Raw genomic sequence first — 16,831 nt, 5'->3', positions numbered from 1 at the left:
AACTCACCTCCAAGGATGAGTGAGGAGGAACCGCATGTCGTATTCAGAGGTCTATGAGGGCTGGAGGTCCAATCCGGAACAATTCTGGATGGAAGCCGCAGCGTCGATCAGCTGGGATCGCGCGCCGAGCAAGGCCCTGACCGACAAGGGCGATGGGCTCTACGAATGGTTTGCCGATGCAAAGGTGAACACCTGCTACAACGCTGTCGACCGTCATGTCGAAGCAGGCCGGGGAGAGCAGACGGCGATCATCTACGACAGCCCCATCACCCAGACGAAGCGCGAAATCTCCTATGTAGAGCTGCGCAACCGTGTCGCCACCCTGGCTGGGGCGCTGCGGGCCAAGGGCGTGGAAAAAGGCGACCGCGTCATCATTTACATGCCGATGATCCCCGAGGCGCTGGAGGCGATGCTGGCCTGCGCCCGCATTGGCGCGGTGCATTCGGTGGTGTTCGGCGGTTTTGCTGCCAACGAACTGGCGGTGCGGATCGATGATGCCAAGCCCAAGGCGATCATCGCCGCCTCCTGCGGGTTGGAGCCGGGGCGGACGGTCCATTACAAACCACTTCTGGACGGCGCCATCGACCTGGCCAGCCATAAGCCGGATTTCTGCGTGATCTTCCAGCGCGAGCAGGAAGTGGCCGAGCTGATCCCGGGCCGAGACGTGAACTGGCACGGCTTCCAGTACGGTGTGGAGCCTGCAGAATGCGTGCCGGTTGAGGGCAACCACCCCTCCTATATCCTCTATACCTCCGGCACCACCGGCCAGCCCAAGGGGGTGATCCGCCACACCGCAGGCCAGCTGGTGGCGCTGAACTGGACCATGAAGAACATCTACAACGTCGATCCCGGCGATGTGTTCTGGGCTGCGTCCGATGTGGGCTGGGTCGTGGGCCACAGCTATATCTGCTACGGGCCGCTGATCCACGGCAACACCACCATCGTGTTCGAGGGCAAGCCCGTTGGCACGCCGGATGCGGGCACCTTCTGGCGGGTGATTTCCGAGCATAAAGTGAAGAGCTTCTTCACCGCCCCCACCGCCTTCCGCGCGGTGAAGCGGGAGGATCCGAAAGGCGAATACGTCAAGAAATACGACCTTGGCTGCCTCAAACAGGTCTACCTCGCCGGCGAGCGTGCGGACCCCGACACCATCACCTGGGCGCAGGAGCAGCTGAAGGTGCCGGTGATCGACCACTGGTGGCAGACAGAGACCGGCTGGTCGATTGCCGCGAACCCGCTGGGGATCGAGGAGCTGCCGGTCAAGCTCGGCTCCCCCGCCGTGCCTATGCCGGGCTATGAAGTCGATATTCTGGACGAAGGCGGCAACCCGGTGGCGCCGGGCGAGCTGGGCGCGATCGCGGTGAAGCTGCCGCTGCCGCCGGGCACGCTGCCGACGCTCTGGAATGCTGAGGACCGCTTCAAGAAAAGCTACCTCACCACCTTTCCCGGCTACTATGAGACCGGCGATGCCGGCATGAAGGACGAGGACGGCTATCTCTACATCATGGCGCGCACGGATGACGTGATCAACGTGGCGGGCCACCGCCTGTCCACCGGCGGCATGGAGGAAGTGCTGGCAGGCCACCCGGATGTCGCTGAATGCGCCGTAATTGGCGTCGCCGACAGCCTCAAGGGGCAGATGCCATTGGGTTTCCTCTGCCTCAATGCTGGCTGCAACACGCCCCATGAGGAGGTAGTCGCGCAGGTGGTGAAACTGGTGCGCGAGAAGATCGGCCCCGTCGCCGCCTTCAAACTGGCCTGCGTCGTGGACCGCCTGCCCAAGACCCGCTCCGGCAAGATCCTGCGCGGCACGATGGTGAACATCGCCGACGGCACGCCGTGGAAGATGCCCGCGACCATCGATGACCCGGTCATTCTGGACGAGATCACCACAGCGCTGCAAACTCTCGGATACGCGAAGTAAGACGCGCGCAGGCTTCTGACAAACGCAGGCTTCGCCACCCGGCGGAGCCTGTCTTTGTATGATGTGCCGCGCGGTTTTCCTTGCAACTCGGTCGTGCCCGCCTACCCTGCCGGGAAGGAGGCATGTATATGACACACATCGACATCTGGCGCCTGAGCGCAACGGAACTGGCACAGCACACCCGAGCGGGAGATCTGACCGCCGAAGCCGCCGTTGCCGCCTCCATCAACCGCATGGCAGCGGTCAATCCCGATCTGAATGCCGTTGTCGAGGATCTGGGCAGTGACGCCTTGGAGCGGGCCAGAGCGCTAGACAAGGCGCGCGATGCGGGTGCCACGCCCGGTCCGCTGCACGGTGTGCCAGTCACCATCAAGATCAACGTCGATCAGAAGGGCCACGCCACCTCCAACGGTGTGACCGCGCTGAAGGACCTGATCGCGCCGGATGATGCGCCGGTGGTGAAGAACCTCCAGGATGCAGGGGCCGTCGTGATTGGTCGCACCAACACCCCTGAGTTCTCCTTTCGCGCCGACACTGACAACCCGCTCTTTGGGCGCACGCATAATCCCTGGGGGCGCCATATCTCGCCTGGCGGCTCCTCCGGCGGGGCCGGTGCGGCGGTGATGGCCGGGATCGGCGCGCTGGCCCATGGCAATGACATCGGCGGCTCCTTACGTTTTCCCGCCGCTGCCAATGGCGCGGTAACCGTCAAACCCGGCCTTGGCCGCGTGCCTGCCTGGAACCCCAGCCAAAGCGCAGAGCGTGGAATACTGGCGCAGAATATGTCCGTACAGGGGCTGATCACCCGCACGGCACGGGATCTGCATCTGTCGATGCCCAGCCTTAGTGCGCCCGATCCTCGCGATCCCTTCCACGTGCCGATGCCCTGGCACGGTCAGGCCACCGAAGGCCCAATCCGCGTCGCCTTTTCCAAGGAGACCTACGGCTACGAACTCCACCCGCAGGTGGAGGCCGCCTTGGATGACGCGCGCGCAGCCCTGCTGGATGCAGGCTATATCGTCGAGGAAACCCTGCTCCCCGATGTCTTCGATGCCGGGCGCACAGGGTACCGCGCGTTAATGGGCGAGGTCTATGCCCTGATGAAAGACGATGTTGACGCAGCCGGGTCGCAAACGGTGCGGGATATCTTTGCAGTCTATTTTGAGGAATTCCCGCCCTTTGCCGGCGTCGAGCTGCTGCAGATGATGGCCAAACGCACGCAATACGCGCGTGACTGGTCGCTCTTCATGCAGCGTTACCCATTGGTATTGACCCCGTTCCTGCCGCAGCCATTTTTCAAACCCGACCGCGACACCGAAGGGGCGGCAGGCGTGCATGAGGTGCTGGGCTGTGCTGTCTATTCCTATGCGATGAACTTCCTCGGCCTGCCTGCGGCCTCGGTTCCCAGCCGCCTTGCCAAATTGCCCTCAGGATCGCAGCCGATCAATGTGCAGATCGCAGCATCGCGCTGGCGCGAGGACATGGCAGTGGACGCCTGTATCGCCATTGAGGATCGGATCGGGCGCATGTGTGACAGACTGTGGGAGCAGCTCTAACCCGGCTGGCAGATGGTCGGATACATACTATGGGTGCGCGAAAAGAACCGCGGGAAACCAACCGCTCGCGGATAAGGAAACCCGGCACGCTCGCGGATAAGGAAACCCGGGACTCGGCTCACACCGACCCCCGGATTTTCCGATACCACCGGATACTCGTTCACAAACATCTCACGAAGGTTGCGGGACCATCGCCCCGGCGTTTCCCGCCTTCGCGGATCCAAACGCGTACGGATCAATACCCGCACAGTCCGGCTGAAGCAAAATCTTAGCTGCTTAAAATATAGGGGCCGATGGCCATCCCGGTAGATCCTGCGCCTCTCTTCTTGAGAGCGCTATGCCCTTTGGCTGTCACCGCTGGCATCGGCCTTGTCTAGAGTTCGATTATCGCACAAAAACGCGATCCTTGCGATCACAAACACGTGATCCACCCCGGGCAATGGCCATCTACCTTAGGTGAATTGCTCCGAAATCAACCGTTCCTCCAGCCCATGGCCGGGGTCGAACAGGATCTTGTGGCGGATCCTGGTCTGGGTTGCGATCTCAACCTGAACAACATTGGCAAAAGAAACGGAATCCGCGGCCGCAATCACGGGCCGTTTCTCAGGTTCCAGCACATCAAACCGCACTGTTGCATTGCTGGGCAGCAAGGCACCGCGCCAGCGGCGCGGACGAAAGGCGGCGATTGCGGTCAATGCCAGCACATCCGAACCGATGGGCAAAATGGGACCATGCGCCGAATAATTATAGGCCGTCGACCCCGCTGGCGTTGATACAAGCGCCCCGTCACAGACCAGTTCCGCCATACGCTGACGATCATCAACAGAGATCTTCAGCTTGGCTGCCTGCGGACCGGCCCGCAGCAATGAAACCTCATTGATAGCCAGAGCCCGATGCGTCTGCCCTTCTGCATCCAGTGCGACCATGGACAGCGGGTTAATAATCTCTTCCTCGGCTGCCATCAGCCGCGCGATCAGGTCAACGACGCCATATTCATTCATCAAAAAGCCGATAGTACCTCGGTTCATGCCATAGACCGGCGCCGACAGATCAATCGTGTCGTGCAGCGTGTCGAGCATGAAGCCATCGCCGCCAAGCGCAACGATCACATCCGCCTCTTCCTTGGGCACGTTTCCGTAGCGTGCGACCATCTCGGCTTGAGCTGACTGCGCCACCGGAGCCCGGCTGGCCAGAAAGGCGATTCTCATTGTCATCAAATCTGTTTCCGGTGTTACGCAATTCGTTCCGAAACAATCACAGCTTTCCCAAGATTGCCAGTCTTGCCGCTCTCAGCGGGGATTTCGTCGCATTCCGGGCTTTCGGGGCCTAGGTGTTTCCGATAGGAAATCTCTCGAATACTACGCCAACTGATGGAGTGTCATCATGACCGAGACCACCTCCCGCGACCCCGGTTTTTTTACCCAATCCCTCGCAGAGCGCGACCCGGAGCTGTTCGGCTCGATCACGGATGAGCTCGGCCGTCAGCGCGACGAGATTGAGTTGATTGCATCGGAGAACATCGTTTCCGCCGCCGTGATGGAGGCTCAGGGCTCCGTTCTGACCAACAAATACGCCGAAGGCTACCCGGGGCGTCGCTACTATGGTGGCTGCCAATATGTTGATGTTGCAGAAAATCTTGCCATCGACCGCGCAAAACAGCTGTTCAACTGCGAATTTGCAAACGTTCAGCCCAACTCCGGTTCGCAGGCCAACCAGGGTGTGTTCCAGGCGTTGATCCAGCCCGGCGACACCATCCTGGGGATGGACCTCGCCTCTGGTGGCCACCTCACTCACGGTGCGCGTCCCAACCAGTCCGGCAAATGGTTCAACGCCATCCACTACGGTGTGCGTGAAGACAACAACCTGATCGACTATGATCAGGTCGAAGCGCTGGCGCTGGAGCATCAGCCCAAGCTGATCATCGCAGGTGGTTCCGCCATTCCGCGGGTCATCGACTTTGCCCGCTTCCGCGAGATCGCGGACAAGGTTGGCGCCTATCTGCACGTCGACATGGCGCATTTCGCCGGTCTGGTTGCGGCGGGTGAACACCCCTCGCCCTTCCCCCATGCCCATGTTGCAACCACCACCACGCATAAGACCCTGCGCGGTCCGCGCGGTGGCATGATTCTGACCAATGACGCCGATATCGCCAAGAAAGTGAACTCCGCGATCTTCCCCGGCATCCAGGGTGGCCCGCTGATGAATGTGATCGCCGCCAAGGCCGTCGCATTCGGTGAAGCACTGCGCCCCGAGTTCAAAGACTACCAGAAGCAGGTGCGGGCCAATGCCGTCGCGCTGGCCGATCAGCTGATCAAGGGCGGTCTGGACATCGTCACTGGCGGCACCGACACCCATGTGATGCTGGTCGACCTGCGCCCGAAAGGCGTGACCGGCAATATCGTGGACAAGGCTCTGGGCCGCGCCCATATCACCACCAACAAGAACGGCATTCCGTTTGACCCGGAGAAGCCGACCGTGACCTCCGGTATCCGTCTCGGTACCCCGGCAGGCACCACCCGTGGTTTTGGTGAAGCCGAATTCCGCGAGATTGCGGATCTGATCATCGAGGTGGTCGACGGCCTGGCAGCCAATGGTGAAGATGGCAACGCCGCTGTTGAGGCATCGGTACGCGAGAAAGTGGCCGCCCTCTGCGCCCGCTTCCCGCTCTACCCGAACCACTGATCCGTTCGCGGAAACAAACAACAACCGCCGCGGGCCCATGGCGCGCGGCGGTTTTCTATTCATGATCTCTGCCCACTGGGATCAGAGTGATTTGGTCTCTGCCAGAGCCTCCTCCAGCATCTTCTCATTGCGCGCCTCTTCGATACGGCGGATGCGATCCTCGCTGGACCGGATATCAAAACGGTATTTCACAACATTGATCAGGCTCAGCGTCAGAAGCATGATCCCCATGCCCCAGAACCCTTTGGTCGCAAGCGGCACATCGGTCGACAGCCATAGCGAAATGCCCAGCATCCCGTAAGCCACGGCCACACCGGCCACGTTGAGAGTGATGATCAGGTTGTTGTCATTGCGTGCGTTTGTCATTGGATTTCTCCCGGTTGGTCATAGGTGGTGTTAAGGTCAATCAGATATCGGGCGCATCGGCCCTATACGTGTTGTTTCAGGCTTTTGCGTGCAGCCGTGCCAGCACATCGGCAGCAGTACTGCGGGTCGGCTTCCCAAACCCTGCATCAGCCAGATCGTCGGCCACCGAGCCATGGCTCAGCCCGGTTTCGATGTCTTTGAGGATCGCACTCTGTTCAAAGGGGTCTTCGGCAGACATCACCCGATTGATCAGAGCTTCGGCCTCTCCCAGCGTGTCACCGGAACCGGCGCTGCGGGCCATGCCGCCATGCGCATGTTGCGCCTTGCGGGTGGCGCGGGCCGCGATGGCGCCCTGTTTCAGATCCATGAGGCGACGATGGCTGGCCTCGACCGACTGGCGCAATTGCAGGCTGCGCTGCTCCAGCATATCGACGGTACGGCGGCGCATGGACTGCTCATTCTCCAGTTCAGCAATCGCGGCGGCAGCTGTCTGGGCCAGATCCTCCCGCCCCTCTGTCAGCGCTGCCTGCGCCCGCTCCAACAGATCCGCAATCCGCAGCGTCACTGCATCCAGCTGCCGGGTTTCCATACGGGACTTCTGGATCAACCCGGCCAGAACCTGCTTCGCACGGGTCAGATCTGCTTCGCTGGTGCGGATCTTCTGGTCGATCAGGTCAATCGCATAGGTGTCGCTCAACCGTTCCTCGGCACGGGCATCAATGCCTCGGATCAGGGTCTTAATCGTTGCAAACATCACATCCTCCAAATCTGAACATCGTTCATAAATCTGGTATAGAAAAATCATGAACGTTGTTCAAGGTTTATTTTGAACAACGTTCAGGAAATCATGCAAGTCGCGATAATACCTCGGAAATCATCCGCTCGATCTTGGCGATCGGAACCCCGGAGATCCGGTTCTCCAGCCCCAGAAGCACGATTCCATGCACCGCCGAGAACAGCGCCCGCACCATGAGCGCCAGATCCTCAGGCGCCTTATCAGGAAAAATCTCGGCAACAGGCGCGGCAATATTGGCAAATAGTTTCTCCAGCGCCGCCCTGTACCAGTCGGGCACCTCGGCCTCCTCCGCCCGAACATCGAACAAGGCCCGCCAGAGCCGGGTGTTTTCAGCCGCAAACCCCAGATAGGCGTGGCTCATCAGGATCAGCCGGTCCGTTGGCGCCTGCGTCTGCGCGCCAACCAGCGATCGCTGCACCGCCTGCCCCAGCGCCTGAAAAGTCCGCCCGTTTACAGCCATCACGATGGCATTCATGTCGTCGAAAGCGTTGTAGATGGCCCCAACTGCACAGCCTGCATCGGTCGCCAGATCACGTGCCCGCAGCGCCCCTGCCCCATCGCGGCGAATGCGGATCTCAGCCGCCGCCACCAGCTTTTCGCGCAACTCTTGCTTGCGGATTTCGGCCTTGCTCGCCATCTGCTCTGCCCCTCAATCTTGAACCACGTTCAAGTTATCGCCTCAGACAGGCAAACAAAAGAGCAATCAGATAAAACCCCGCCAGCGCAGCACCACCACCAGCAGCACCGCAACAACGATCAGTGAAAATGCCATCGTCGCAACGATGTCCAGTATCCGCCCCCGTCGCCGATCGGCCAGATCAATGGATTTCAGATGTTTGCTCACCTCGCGCGCCGCGCGTTGCAGCGGTTCGTGATCCACCGTCAGCGCCAGTTTCGGATGCGCCAGAAGATGCTGTGCCTCTGCCAGTCGCAGCCCCTGCTGGTAAATCCGCCGGGGCAGCCGTCGCCGCGCCCGGTTCAACGCCGCAGAGAGATCCCCGCCCGCCTGTTCACGGTCCTTCAGCAGATCCTGAACCTGTTCGATCTCTTTCAGAAGTGTCTCTGCCATGGGCTGCCCGGAGTATGAGGAGTTTCGCGCACTTTAGCCGGGCCAGGCCCGACGCTCAATGGCTGGGCGGCCCGGGTCAGGATTGGGGCAATCCCCCGCGCAAAGGGACTGGCGACCGCCGTGATCGGGCGCTATCACGGGGACATGCTGAACACCATCCGCCATGGCGCCCCGACTGATAAACCCACCTTGATGATCGCGCATGGGCTCTATGGATCCGCCCGCAACTGGGGCGCGATTGCCAAGCGGCTTTGCGATGATCGCGAGGTCATCGCCGTCGATATGCGCAACCACGGCAACAGCCCCTGGACGGAGAGCCACAGCTATCTCGATCTGGCCAGCGACCTTGCCGAGGTCATCGAGCAGCACGGCGGTCCGGTCGATATGATCGGCCACTCGATGGGCGGCAAGGCAGCGATGACACTCGCGCTCAATCACCCTGACGCGTTGCGCCGTCTCCTGGTCGCCGACATCGCCCCGGTCGCCTATGGCCATAGCCAGATCCAGTTCATCCACGCCATGCGTCAGGTCGATCTGTCACGGGTTGAGCGGCGCTCCGATGCGGAGGCCCAGCTGGCAGAACTGGGGGTCGAAAAAGCTTTGCAGAGCTTCTTCACTCAGTCGCTTGACCTGCCCAACAAACGCTGGCGGCTGAACCTGGACACGCTGGAACGTGATATGCCCAAGATCATGGGCTTTCCCGAGACCGAGGCGCAATGGGACGGCACCACGCTGTTTCTCTCCGGCGCTGCATCCGACTATGTCCTCGCCGAGCACCGCCCTCTGATCAAAGCCCGCTTCAGCCAGTCGCATTTCGCCAAGCTTCCGGACTGCGGCCATTGGCTTCATGCAGAAAACCCGCGCGCATTTGTTGCCACAGCCCGCGGGTTCTTTGACGCCTGACCGGGGATACCGCGCCAGACCGACCAGGAATCATCCCTGATACAGACGACGCGCCACGAGATAGGACACCGGCAGGCCAGCAATAGCACCGATGGCCGCCGCCATAAGGATGGCAGCCACCGAAACGTGACCGGCGACCAGCACCGCGATCACACCAGCGCCGGCAAGGCTGCTGCCGATCAGGGAATAGAGAATGGACGCTAAGCGGATCATGTCGGTCACTCCGGTCATGGTTGGCAGATGTCATTTAGAACTGCCCTCTTAGACCATCGCGACCGCTCGATCGTCTTTGATCCTGATCAGGTTCTCCATGACGGTTTGGCCGATCGGGAAATCTGTGTTTCGATGCAGGCCCAAACGATCATCAGGCCGGACGCGCCTGATCAGGAACTTGCGTACATCCAAAACGGACAACCGCCGCACCTGCTCTCGCGGTACGACGGTGGCCTGCCGGGGGCCATTGGTACAGACGTGCCCCCAGATATCATCGCTTGTGACGCAGCAGTGGTCGGACCAGCTCAACCCCAGGTCTGCCGCATTTATGTCAGGCCCTAGCCGGTAGCCCGCGCACCATAGCCGCCAGCGCCACCATTTGCGAAGGACACGATGTTCTGCCCGCCCGAACCGGTCTTGAAGATGGAGATCTGGCGGGTCAGCTCATTGGCGTCGTTGGACAGGGTCTGGCTGGCAGCCGTCGCCTCCTCAACCATCGCCGCATTGTGCTGGGTCACCTGATCCAGCTGGCTGACGCCCGTGTTGATTTCCACCAGCGTGACCGATTGCTCGGCGGCGCCGGTTGCGATCTGGCTGACATGGCCGGAAATCGTGCTGACGCTGCCGATGATCTTTTGCAGCTCTTCCCCCGCCCGGCTCACCAGTTTCACGCCATTGCCAACATATTGCGAGCTTTCGGTGATCAATTGCTTGATCTCGCCCGCCGCATCAGAGGACCGCTGCGCCAGCGCCCGCACTTCGGAGGCCACAACGGCAAACCCGCGCCCTGCCTCGCCTGCTCTCGCGGCTTCAACGCCGGCGTTCAGTGCAAGCAGGTTGGTCTGGAACGCAATGTCGTCAATGACCGAGATGATCTGGGAGATCTTGCCGGATGATTCCTCGATCTGCGACATGGCCGTGACCGCACTATTCACCACCTCACCGCTTTCTTCGGCGGTAACGCGGGCGTTGCTTACAATTTCCTCGACCTCGCGGGCACCATCAGCGGCCGAGCGCACGGTCGAGGTCAGCTCCTCAATCGCCGCTGCCGTTTCTTCCAGGGTTGCCGCCTGGGTTTCGGTGCGATGCGACAATTCGCTGGAGGATTGGCTGATCTCAGAGGCGGTGCTGCCGACGGCCTCGGCTACAGCTTTCACCGTTTCAACCGCGCCCATCAAGGTGTCCTGCGCCTTGTTGAATGCATCACAAAGCACTCGCATATCCGGCAGATCACTTGTTGGTACACGGTAGCTGAGGTCGCCGTCGCTCAGCGCTTCCAGCGCTCTGGAGATTTCCTCAACACAGTTCTGACGAGCAGTGATATCGGAGGCCAGCTTGATCACGCGGATCGTCTTGCCTTCGCTGTCCAGTACAGGGGCGTAGGTGGCCTGGATCCAGATCGTCTTGCCCGATTTGGCAACGCGCGGAAACTGATCCGTAAACGCCTTGCCAGCCGCAAGATCCCGCCAGAACTCCGCATAGGACTCGCTGCGGGCATAGTCCGGGTCCACGAACATCGAATGATGCTTGCCTTGGATTTCCTCAAGAGGGTAGCCGATCGCGCCAAGGAAGTTGGCATTGGCTTCGATGATGGTCCCATCAGGTTCAAACTGGATCATCGCCTGCGTCCGGTCGATCATGTCCATGACCGACTGCTGCATCGTCGACTCTGCCGACTTCTTCTTTGCGTCTCTCTTGAAAAACATCGTTACCCTCGGCCTAACATTGAAAGTTCACTAGAAATTCAATACCCAAGAGACATTGCTCAAACATTAACCCGAGGGAGCGATACCAGCATGATCGAAAGCCGATGACCAGCAAACCCGAAGCATGATTTTGCGCAACAATCCCAATTACTTAATATACGCCCCGCAAGTGAAGCATACGACCAGTTTTAACGCCATAAGGAACACTCTTGCCGCACCCTCAACCCAAGGTGGTGAGACTTCTGACGAACCGCCAGCCGGAAATGAACACAATTTGATATTAATCAAGGATACGCTCCCAGAACGCCCCTATACAGAGCATCTTGCGCGCGACCTGAATTCACAAAAATCGCCTAAAGCGGAAAAGACCGAGTATTGTTAATACTGGCTGAACAGTTTTGCGACAGAAATGACCCTAGATTGCAGTAAACGATAACCACCGGTGTAGCCTTCATGAGTTTTCGGCCCAAAGCATGGATCCAGGCGCTGAACAATCGGACCTATCTTCCGACCCTGGTCGCCTTTGTGGTGATCGTGGCGGCCGGGCTGTCTGCCGAGTCCCAGAATGACACAATCTATGAACAGAAGCTGCGCGCGGATGTTCAATATGAAGCGGGGCTGATCCGCGCCCGGATCGAGGGAAACCTGTCAGCCGATATCCAGCTGGTGCGCGGGCTGCAGGCGGTCCTCTCGACCGAACCCGACATGACGCAGCGGCGCTTTGCCGAGCTGGCGTCACAACTGATTGCAGATGAAGCAAGTCTGCGCAACATCGCCGCGGCGCCGGATCTGGTGATCCGCCTGATGTATCCGATTGCGGGTAACGAGGCTGCAATTGGCTTGGACTACCGCAAGAACGAAGCCCAGCGTGCTGCGGCGCTCCGCGCACGCGACAGCGGCGACCTTGTCCTTGCCGGACCGGTCAACCTGCTGCAGGGCGGTCGCGGTATGATCGCCCGCTTTCCGATCTTCGCGGGCCCGCAAGCGACCAGATCATTCTGGGGCATTCTCTCGGCGGTGATTGATGTCGATGCCATCTATACCCAAGGGGGGCTCAACAACCCGGATCTTATGATCGACGTGGCGCTGGTCGGCAAAGACGGCAGGGGTGCCGAGGGCGAGCAGTTCTACGGTGACCCGAGCATACTGAAGGACAACCCGGTCCTGATGGACATTGTCCTGCCCGTAGGCACCTGGCAGCTGGCTGCCCGGCCCAAAGGTGGCTGGCCCGCCCATGCAGACAACCAGTGGCAACTGCGGTTCACCGTTCTGCTGGCCGGCGCCTTCATTCTGTTTCCAACCGCGCTCGCCGGTCGCCTGTCCGCAGCGCGGCGTTCGGTGATCCAGACACTCAAACGGCGCGAACGTGATCTGGAGGCGCTCTCGCGCCGTCTCGAAATGGCTGTTGAAACCTCGAAAATCGGCATCTGGGAAATAGACGAGACTTCTGACAACGCCCTCTGGGACCGCCGGATGCGTGAACTCTACGGGGACCCTGCCGAAGCCGGTGAAGTGCCTTTGTCGCTCTGGCGATCGTTTCTGCACGCCAAGGATCGCGATCGCGTTATTAGCGGCTTCCAGGAGGCGCTACGCAATGGCAACAACCACTCGGTCGATTTCTGCATCGAGCTGAAAGATGGCACTCATAAGAATATCCGGGCCATGGGCTGTTCGTTCCGTGATCGACGGGGGCGCAACCGGATGATCGGTGTCGAATGGGATGTCACCCGCGATGTTGAGTTGAACAACGAGTTGAAGCGCGCGAACCAGCAGCTGACCCATCGCAACGCCCAGCTCACCCAGGCCAAACAATCCGCCGAAAAGGCCGATCAGGCAAAAACCGAATTCCTCGCCAATATGAGCCACGAGATCCGCACGCCGATGAATGGGATCATCGGCATGTCCGACATCCTCGCTGAGAGCCCGCTGTCGGAGGAACAGGAGCAATGTGTCGAAACCATCCGTGATTCCTCAGTCGCGCTGTTGAAAATCATCAACGACATCCTGGATCTGTCCCGGCTCGAGGCCGGAAAGATGGAAATCAGCACGGTCGATTTCAACCTGCGCAAATGCGTCGACGGCGCCGTCGACGTGCTCAGGCCGAAGCTGCGCGAAAAGGGGCTATCCTTTACCCTGAGCTTTGCCCATGACCTGCCCGAACAGGTCCATGGCGATGACGGTCGGCTGCGCCAGATCCTGGTCAACCTGCTGAGCAATGCGGTGAAATTCACCCACGATGGCAGTGTCGCCCTGCACGTCAGTCGCGGAGCAAAGGATCCCTATCATCTTTTTATCGACGTGGTGGACACCGGCATTGGCATCTCCGAAGATCAGGCCAAACACGTATTTGAGCGGTTTTCGCAGGCCGATGCCGCAACCACACGCCACTATGGCGGAACCGGTCTGGGGCTGACCATCTCCAATATCCTCGCACAGCGCATGGGCGGCGGTATCAGCCTGCAATCCAGCGCCGGCAACGGCGCCTGCTTCCGCTTGGAAATCCGCCTTTCAGCTGCCCGCACGGCCCCCATCGCCCCGACCCAGATCAGCCGGGAAACCTCCCAGCCGCAGCTTGGTCCGGGGGTATTGCTGCTGGCTGATGACAACCGCACCAACCGCCTGCTGATCCTGAAATTCCTGGCCGACACGCCGCTGAAGGTGATCGAAGCCGAAAATGGACGCGAAGCGGTAGATATGTGCCGCGACCATCAACCCGCCATCATCCTGATGGATATGTCGATGCCCGAGGTCGATGGCCTGACTGCAACCCGCCAGATCCGCGCCAGCGACATGGCCCAGCCCGCGATCATCGCATTGACGGCCAATGCGTTTGACAGCGATCGCCGCGCCTGCCTGGATGCCGGGATGGACCGTTTTCTGCAAAAACCGATCCGCAAGCCGCTGCTGCTGGAAACCATCGCCGCCGTGCAAGCCGAACGCGCGGCACCGCAGGATCAGACCAAGGACGGCACCAACTCCTGACGCCAGCCTCGGCTTACGCCCTCATCCAACCACTCCGCAACACCACGGCCGACGCCCTCCTGCGGCCTTGGGGTTGATAATCCGTCCGACGAATGGGCAGCAGAACGATCGGATCTAGGGGAGACCTCAACGGTCAGCCGCCTGTCGGCAGCATCTGATTTTCCAGACAGAACTCATAGAGTTCGCGATAGGCGGCCTCTTTCATCAACGCCTCAAACCGGGCGCGATGCAGCGCGATGGCCTTGCTGCGCAGGTCAAACAACCGCCCGCCCGACGCCACATCCAATGCGGCCATACCCGCCCTGATTCTATCAGCCTTGGCCGCAAGCCGTGTGTCGGCCTGAACATTGTGATTGCGGCGCAGCCAGTATTTGCGATCAACCAGCCGGTTCGCCTGATGGGCACTGCCGCGGTGCGACTTCAGAACAAAACTCGCCGCATCCTTGGTGATGTAGTGGTTGATCTGGGCCAGCGCACGCAGGCTGGGGTCCTTGGCCCTGAAATTGCGATGTTCGTAGGCGCTGCTTGGCAGGCCGGATCCATTGCAAATTCTGATCTGATCATCGGGAAGCTTCGCGCCATTTGGCCTGTGGATGCCGCACCGCTCATGAGCAGCAGGATCAAACATCGTCTTGAACGGTGTCAGATGCGTAGCAACCCGTTCGTCATCCTCGGCCAGCAAAAAGGTCTCCACCACCAGCTGCTCCGACAGGGTTGCACTGCCTGCGCTGCCAAACTTCTTCCAGTTCACCATGATCTGGTCGCAGTCCGGCACGGCATCAATGAGATCGCCGACGGTTCCCGCGCCAGTGTGAACGACGAGAAACTCGTCAAGATCAAGCGCAAGGACCCATCGCGCATCCCGGAACTCCGGCTGGCGCGCGGCACGTTTGTAGGCTTTGACCTGATGTCGCCCGCGTTCAGCCCGATTGTAGAAATAGGAAATTTCACCGAGATCACGCAGAGTTTTCAGAATTTCATCAGTAAAATCGTCGGAGTCGTTCTGGTAGATGATGATGTTCTGAAACCCGATCATCTTGTGGTAGGCGACCCATTCCAGGATCGAGGGCCCTTCATTCTTGGCAGTCGCAACCAGCGTAAAAGACAACTGAGGCTCCTGATCTCAAACTGAGGAAACTGGTGCGGACGGCGGGACTCGAACCCGCACGGCCATACGGCCAGGAGATTTTAAGTCTCCGGTGTCTACCATTCCACCACGTCCGCACAGCGGGCTTGGCCCGTTGCAATCACAGACCTAGCGAGGACGCCGCAGCGGCACAATGGGATATCTCACGGATCATGGAATTTTTCCCGAATCGGTGTTTCGGACGCCGCGTCATGCGAAACAGGGGTCTCAATGCCCACAGATCACAGGTCCACTTCAGGCGCCATCGGGCCTGCCCCTTCCGGTGCCAATGGACCACCCGGCGCCACCAGATGCCGCTCCGGCAGCCAAGGATTGAGCGCCAGCGCCTGCTCCAGCGCCTGGCGCGCCTCCGTCAGGCGCGACAACCCGTAAAGCGACAGCGCCCGACCACTCAGCGCCGCAACATGACGCGGCGACAGGGCGATTGCGCGATCCAGATCCGTTAGCGCCGCGCCAAAATCCCGCCGCAGATAATGGACAAAAGCGCGCTGATTGTAGCCCTCGGCGTAATCCGGGCAGTAGGCGACCAACCTGTCAAATGCCTCCAGTGCACCGAGAAAGTCAAAGGCCGAGCGCCGGGTCATCCCCCGATCCAGCAGCGCCTGCGCCTGAGCATTGGGTGCATCTGCCCAATATTGCCAGAACTGGTTGGAAATGGCCTGCGCCGTCATCTCATCGCTTGCCGCCTGCACGCGGCGGATCAGCCCTTCGACCGCATTACGGTGATCCGGTGCGGCAGGACAGGCCCCGGCCGCCTCGGCTTCTCTCGCCTGGCCCGCCCCCTCGGCCAGAGCAAAGGGTGCAGCGGCCGCGAGGCCAAGAGCTAGAAACGGGGCAATCCAAGACTGTCGCATCCCCCTATTCTGCCGCAAAGCGATCGCCGGACAAGTCACGATTTCGCGTGGACGTCACGACTGGGGGGTCACGGCAGCAGCGCGCTATCCTCGATTACTGCCTGCATGGCTACATAGGTGGAGGTCGACGCGACATGCGGCAGCGCCGAAATCTTCTCGCCCAGCACCGCACGATAAGCCGACATCGACCGCGTCCGCACCTTTAGCAGATAGTCGAAATGCGAGGCCATCAGATGGGCCTGTTCGATCTCGGGCACCCGCGCCAGCGCCGCATTGAATTTCGCCAGCGCCTCCTCTCGGGTATCGGTCAGCTTCACCTCGACAAAGGCGACGTGATCCAGGCCCAGCCGGATCGGATCGATCAGCGCCCGATAGCCTGTAATGAAGCCCTCGGTCTCCAACCGCCGCAGCCGCGCCTGTGTCGGCGTTTTGGACAGGCCGATCCGCCGCGCCAGATCCGCGATGGACATGCGGCCATCCTCTCCAAGCGCCTCCAGAATCGCCTGATCGAACCGATCCATGCCCGGAAAGTCTATTTGCATTGTCCTGAGATCCTTTTTTGGGCGTTATGCCTATTAATTGCACAACATAGGGCGATTGTCCCGGCAATTTCGCGATATCATATGCGGATAG

General features: G+C 60.3%; 15 protein-coding genes and 1 tRNA gene. 5 read left to right on the top strand and 11 right to left on the bottom strand.

The features are described 5' to 3' along the window. Positions 1–34 precede the first annotated feature (34 nt). Together prpE and VWY75_RS06990 are read left to right on the top strand one after the other, a co-directional pair. Entirely contained in the window at positions 35–1,924 is a 1,890-nt protein-coding gene (gene prpE / locus VWY75_RS06995; protein WP_416537367.1) for a propionate-CoA ligase PrpE, read from the top strand. A 128-nt stretch (positions 1,925–2,052) separates the two neighbouring features. Beyond that, positions 2,053–3,480 (top strand): amidase family protein, encoded by a 1,428-nt coding sequence (locus VWY75_RS06990; protein WP_416537366.1) that lies wholly within the window; start codon positions 2,053–2,055, stop codon positions 3,478–3,480. A 452-nt stretch (positions 3,481–3,932) separates the two neighbouring features. Here the strand turns inward: VWY75_RS06990 and VWY75_RS06985 are convergent, their stop codons facing one another. Continuing rightward, on the bottom strand, positions 3,933–4,694 hold the full coding sequence (locus tag VWY75_RS06985) for an NAD kinase (protein ID WP_340545253.1): 762 nt from the start codon (positions 4,692–4,694) through the stop codon (positions 3,933–3,935). Between the two features lie 169 nt (positions 4,695–4,863). Here VWY75_RS06985 and glyA point away from each other — a divergent pair, with 169 nt between their 5' ends. Beyond that, positions 4,864–6,162, top strand: coding sequence for a serine hydroxymethyltransferase (gene glyA / locus VWY75_RS06980; RefSeq protein WP_416537365.1), 1,299 nt, complete (start codon positions 4,864–4,866; stop codon positions 6,160–6,162). 81 nt (positions 6,163–6,243) lie between these two features. On the opposite strand, the gene VWY75_RS06975 is transcribed toward glyA, so the two are convergent. The 4 genes from VWY75_RS06975 to VWY75_RS06960 all read right to left on the bottom strand — a co-directional run bounded on the left by VWY75_RS06975 (position 6,244) and on the right by VWY75_RS06960 (position 8,393). After that, a complete protein-coding gene (locus VWY75_RS06975) occupies positions 6,244–6,528 on the bottom strand; it encodes a hypothetical protein (protein ID WP_416537364.1) in 285 nt (94 codons plus the stop codon). Positions 6,529–6,604: 76 nt separating this feature from the next. Continuing rightward, on the bottom strand, positions 6,605–7,282 hold the full coding sequence (locus VWY75_RS06970; RefSeq protein WP_416537363.1) for a PspA/IM30 family protein: 678 nt from the start codon (positions 7,280–7,282) through the stop codon (positions 6,605–6,607). Positions 7,283–7,373: 91 nt separating this feature from the next. Beyond that, positions 7,374–7,961 (bottom strand): TetR/AcrR family transcriptional regulator, encoded by a 588-nt coding sequence (locus VWY75_RS06965; RefSeq protein WP_416537362.1) that lies wholly within the window; start codon positions 7,959–7,961, stop codon positions 7,374–7,376. A gap of 66 nt (positions 7,962–8,027) precedes the next feature. Then, on the bottom strand, positions 8,028–8,393 hold the full coding sequence (locus VWY75_RS06960; protein ID WP_340545249.1) for a hypothetical protein: 366 nt from the start codon (positions 8,391–8,393) through the stop codon (positions 8,028–8,030). A 144-nt stretch (positions 8,394–8,537) separates the two neighbouring features. Between VWY75_RS06960 and VWY75_RS06955 the strand changes: the two genes are divergently transcribed. Then, a complete protein-coding gene (locus tag VWY75_RS06955) occupies positions 8,538–9,296 on the top strand; it encodes an alpha/beta fold hydrolase (protein ID WP_416537361.1) in 759 nt (252 codons plus the stop codon). Positions 9,297–9,326: 30 nt separating this feature from the next. Here the strand turns inward: VWY75_RS06955 and VWY75_RS06950 are convergent, their stop codons facing one another. Together VWY75_RS06950 and VWY75_RS06945 are read right to left on the bottom strand one after the other, a co-directional pair. After that, positions 9,327–9,509 (bottom strand): hypothetical protein, encoded by a 183-nt coding sequence (locus VWY75_RS06950; protein ID WP_416537380.1) that lies wholly within the window; start codon positions 9,507–9,509, stop codon positions 9,327–9,329. A gap of 338 nt (positions 9,510–9,847) precedes the next feature. Beyond that, positions 9,848–11,215: a methyl-accepting chemotaxis protein gene (locus VWY75_RS06945; RefSeq protein WP_416536265.1), complete on the bottom strand. Its 1,368-nt coding sequence runs from the start codon at positions 11,213–11,215 to the stop codon at positions 9,848–9,850. 453 nt (positions 11,216–11,668) lie between these two features. On the opposite strand from VWY75_RS06945, the gene VWY75_RS06940 reads away from it, so the two are divergent. Next, positions 11,669–14,197, top strand: a complete 2,529-nt coding sequence (locus VWY75_RS06940; RefSeq protein ID WP_416537359.1) for an ATP-binding protein — start codon at positions 11,669–11,671, stop codon at positions 14,195–14,197. A gap of 133 nt (positions 14,198–14,330) precedes the next feature. On the opposite strand, the gene VWY75_RS06935 is transcribed toward VWY75_RS06940, so the two are convergent. The 4 genes from VWY75_RS06935 to VWY75_RS06920 all read right to left on the bottom strand — a co-directional run bounded on the left by VWY75_RS06935 (position 14,331) and on the right by VWY75_RS06920 (position 16,740). Next, positions 14,331–15,305: a glycosyltransferase family 2 protein gene (locus tag VWY75_RS06935; protein ID WP_416537358.1), complete on the bottom strand. Its 975-nt coding sequence runs from the start codon at positions 15,303–15,305 to the stop codon at positions 14,331–14,333. Between the two features lie 30 nt (positions 15,306–15,335). Continuing rightward, positions 15,336–15,421, bottom strand: a tRNA-Leu gene (locus VWY75_RS06930). 144 nt (positions 15,422–15,565) lie between these two features. Then, positions 15,566–16,198 (bottom strand): tetratricopeptide repeat protein, encoded by a 633-nt coding sequence (locus VWY75_RS06925; RefSeq protein ID WP_416537357.1) that lies wholly within the window; start codon positions 16,196–16,198, stop codon positions 15,566–15,568. Positions 16,199–16,266: 68 nt separating this feature from the next. Then, the gene (locus VWY75_RS06920; RefSeq protein WP_416536269.1) at positions 16,267–16,740 is read right to left on the bottom strand and encodes an Lrp/AsnC family transcriptional regulator; all 474 of its coding nucleotides are present in this window, start codon (positions 16,738–16,740) and stop codon (positions 16,267–16,269) included. Positions 16,741–16,831: the final 91 nt, after the last annotated feature.

Origin of the sequence: Phaeobacter sp. JH20_08, assembly GCF_048056635.1 — a bacterium.
GTDB classification, from domain to species: Bacteria; Pseudomonadota; Alphaproteobacteria; order Rhodobacterales; family Rhodobacteraceae; genus Phaeobacter; species Phaeobacter bryozoorum.
Note: the sequence above shows the minus strand (reverse complement) of the source record. Positions and strands in the feature narration are given on the sequence as shown.

What these genes read in the sequence shown, in the direction of transcription:
- prpE (WP_416537367.1), top strand. Translation starts at nt 35, where the DNA reads ATGTCGTATTCAGAGGTCTATGAGGGCTGGAGGTCCAATCCGGAACAA.
- VWY75_RS06990 (WP_416537366.1), top strand. Translation starts at nt 2,053, where the DNA reads ATGACACACATCGACATCTGGCGCCTGAGCGCAACGGAACTGGCACAG.
- VWY75_RS06985 (WP_340545253.1), bottom strand. Translation starts at nt 4,694, where the DNA reads ATGACAATGAGAATCGCCTTTCTGGCCAGCCGGGCTCCGGTGGCGCAG.
- glyA (WP_416537365.1), top strand. Translation starts at nt 4,864, where the DNA reads ATGACCGAGACCACCTCCCGCGACCCCGGTTTTTTTACCCAATCCCTC.
- VWY75_RS06975 (WP_416537364.1), bottom strand. Translation starts at nt 6,528, where the DNA reads ATGACAAACGCACGCAATGACAACAACCTGATCATCACTCTCAACGTG.
- VWY75_RS06970 (WP_416537363.1), bottom strand. Translation starts at nt 7,282, where the DNA reads ATGTTTGCAACGATTAAGACCCTGATCCGAGGCATTGATGCCCGTGCC.
- VWY75_RS06965 (WP_416537362.1), bottom strand. Translation starts at nt 7,961, where the DNA reads ATGGCGAGCAAGGCCGAAATCCGCAAGCAAGAGTTGCGCGAAAAGCTG.
- VWY75_RS06960 (WP_340545249.1), bottom strand. Translation starts at nt 8,393, where the DNA reads ATGGCAGAGACACTTCTGAAAGAGATCGAACAGGTTCAGGATCTGCTG.
- VWY75_RS06955 (WP_416537361.1), top strand. Translation starts at nt 8,538, where the DNA reads ATGCTGAACACCATCCGCCATGGCGCCCCGACTGATAAACCCACCTTG.
- VWY75_RS06950 (WP_416537380.1), bottom strand. Translation starts at nt 9,509, where the DNA reads ATGATCCGCTTAGCGTCCATTCTCTATTCCCTGATCGGCAGCAGCCTT.
- VWY75_RS06945 (WP_416536265.1), bottom strand. Translation starts at nt 11,215, where the DNA reads ATGTTTTTCAAGAGAGACGCAAAGAAGAAGTCGGCAGAGTCGACGATG.
- VWY75_RS06940 (WP_416537359.1), top strand. Translation starts at nt 11,669, where the DNA reads ATGAGTTTTCGGCCCAAAGCATGGATCCAGGCGCTGAACAATCGGACC.
- VWY75_RS06925 (WP_416537357.1), bottom strand. Translation starts at nt 16,198, where the DNA reads ATGCGACAGTCTTGGATTGCCCCGTTTCTAGCTCTTGGCCTCGCGGCC.
- VWY75_RS06920 (WP_416536269.1), bottom strand. Translation starts at nt 16,740, where the DNA reads ATGCAAATAGACTTTCCGGGCATGGATCGGTTCGATCAGGCGATTCTG.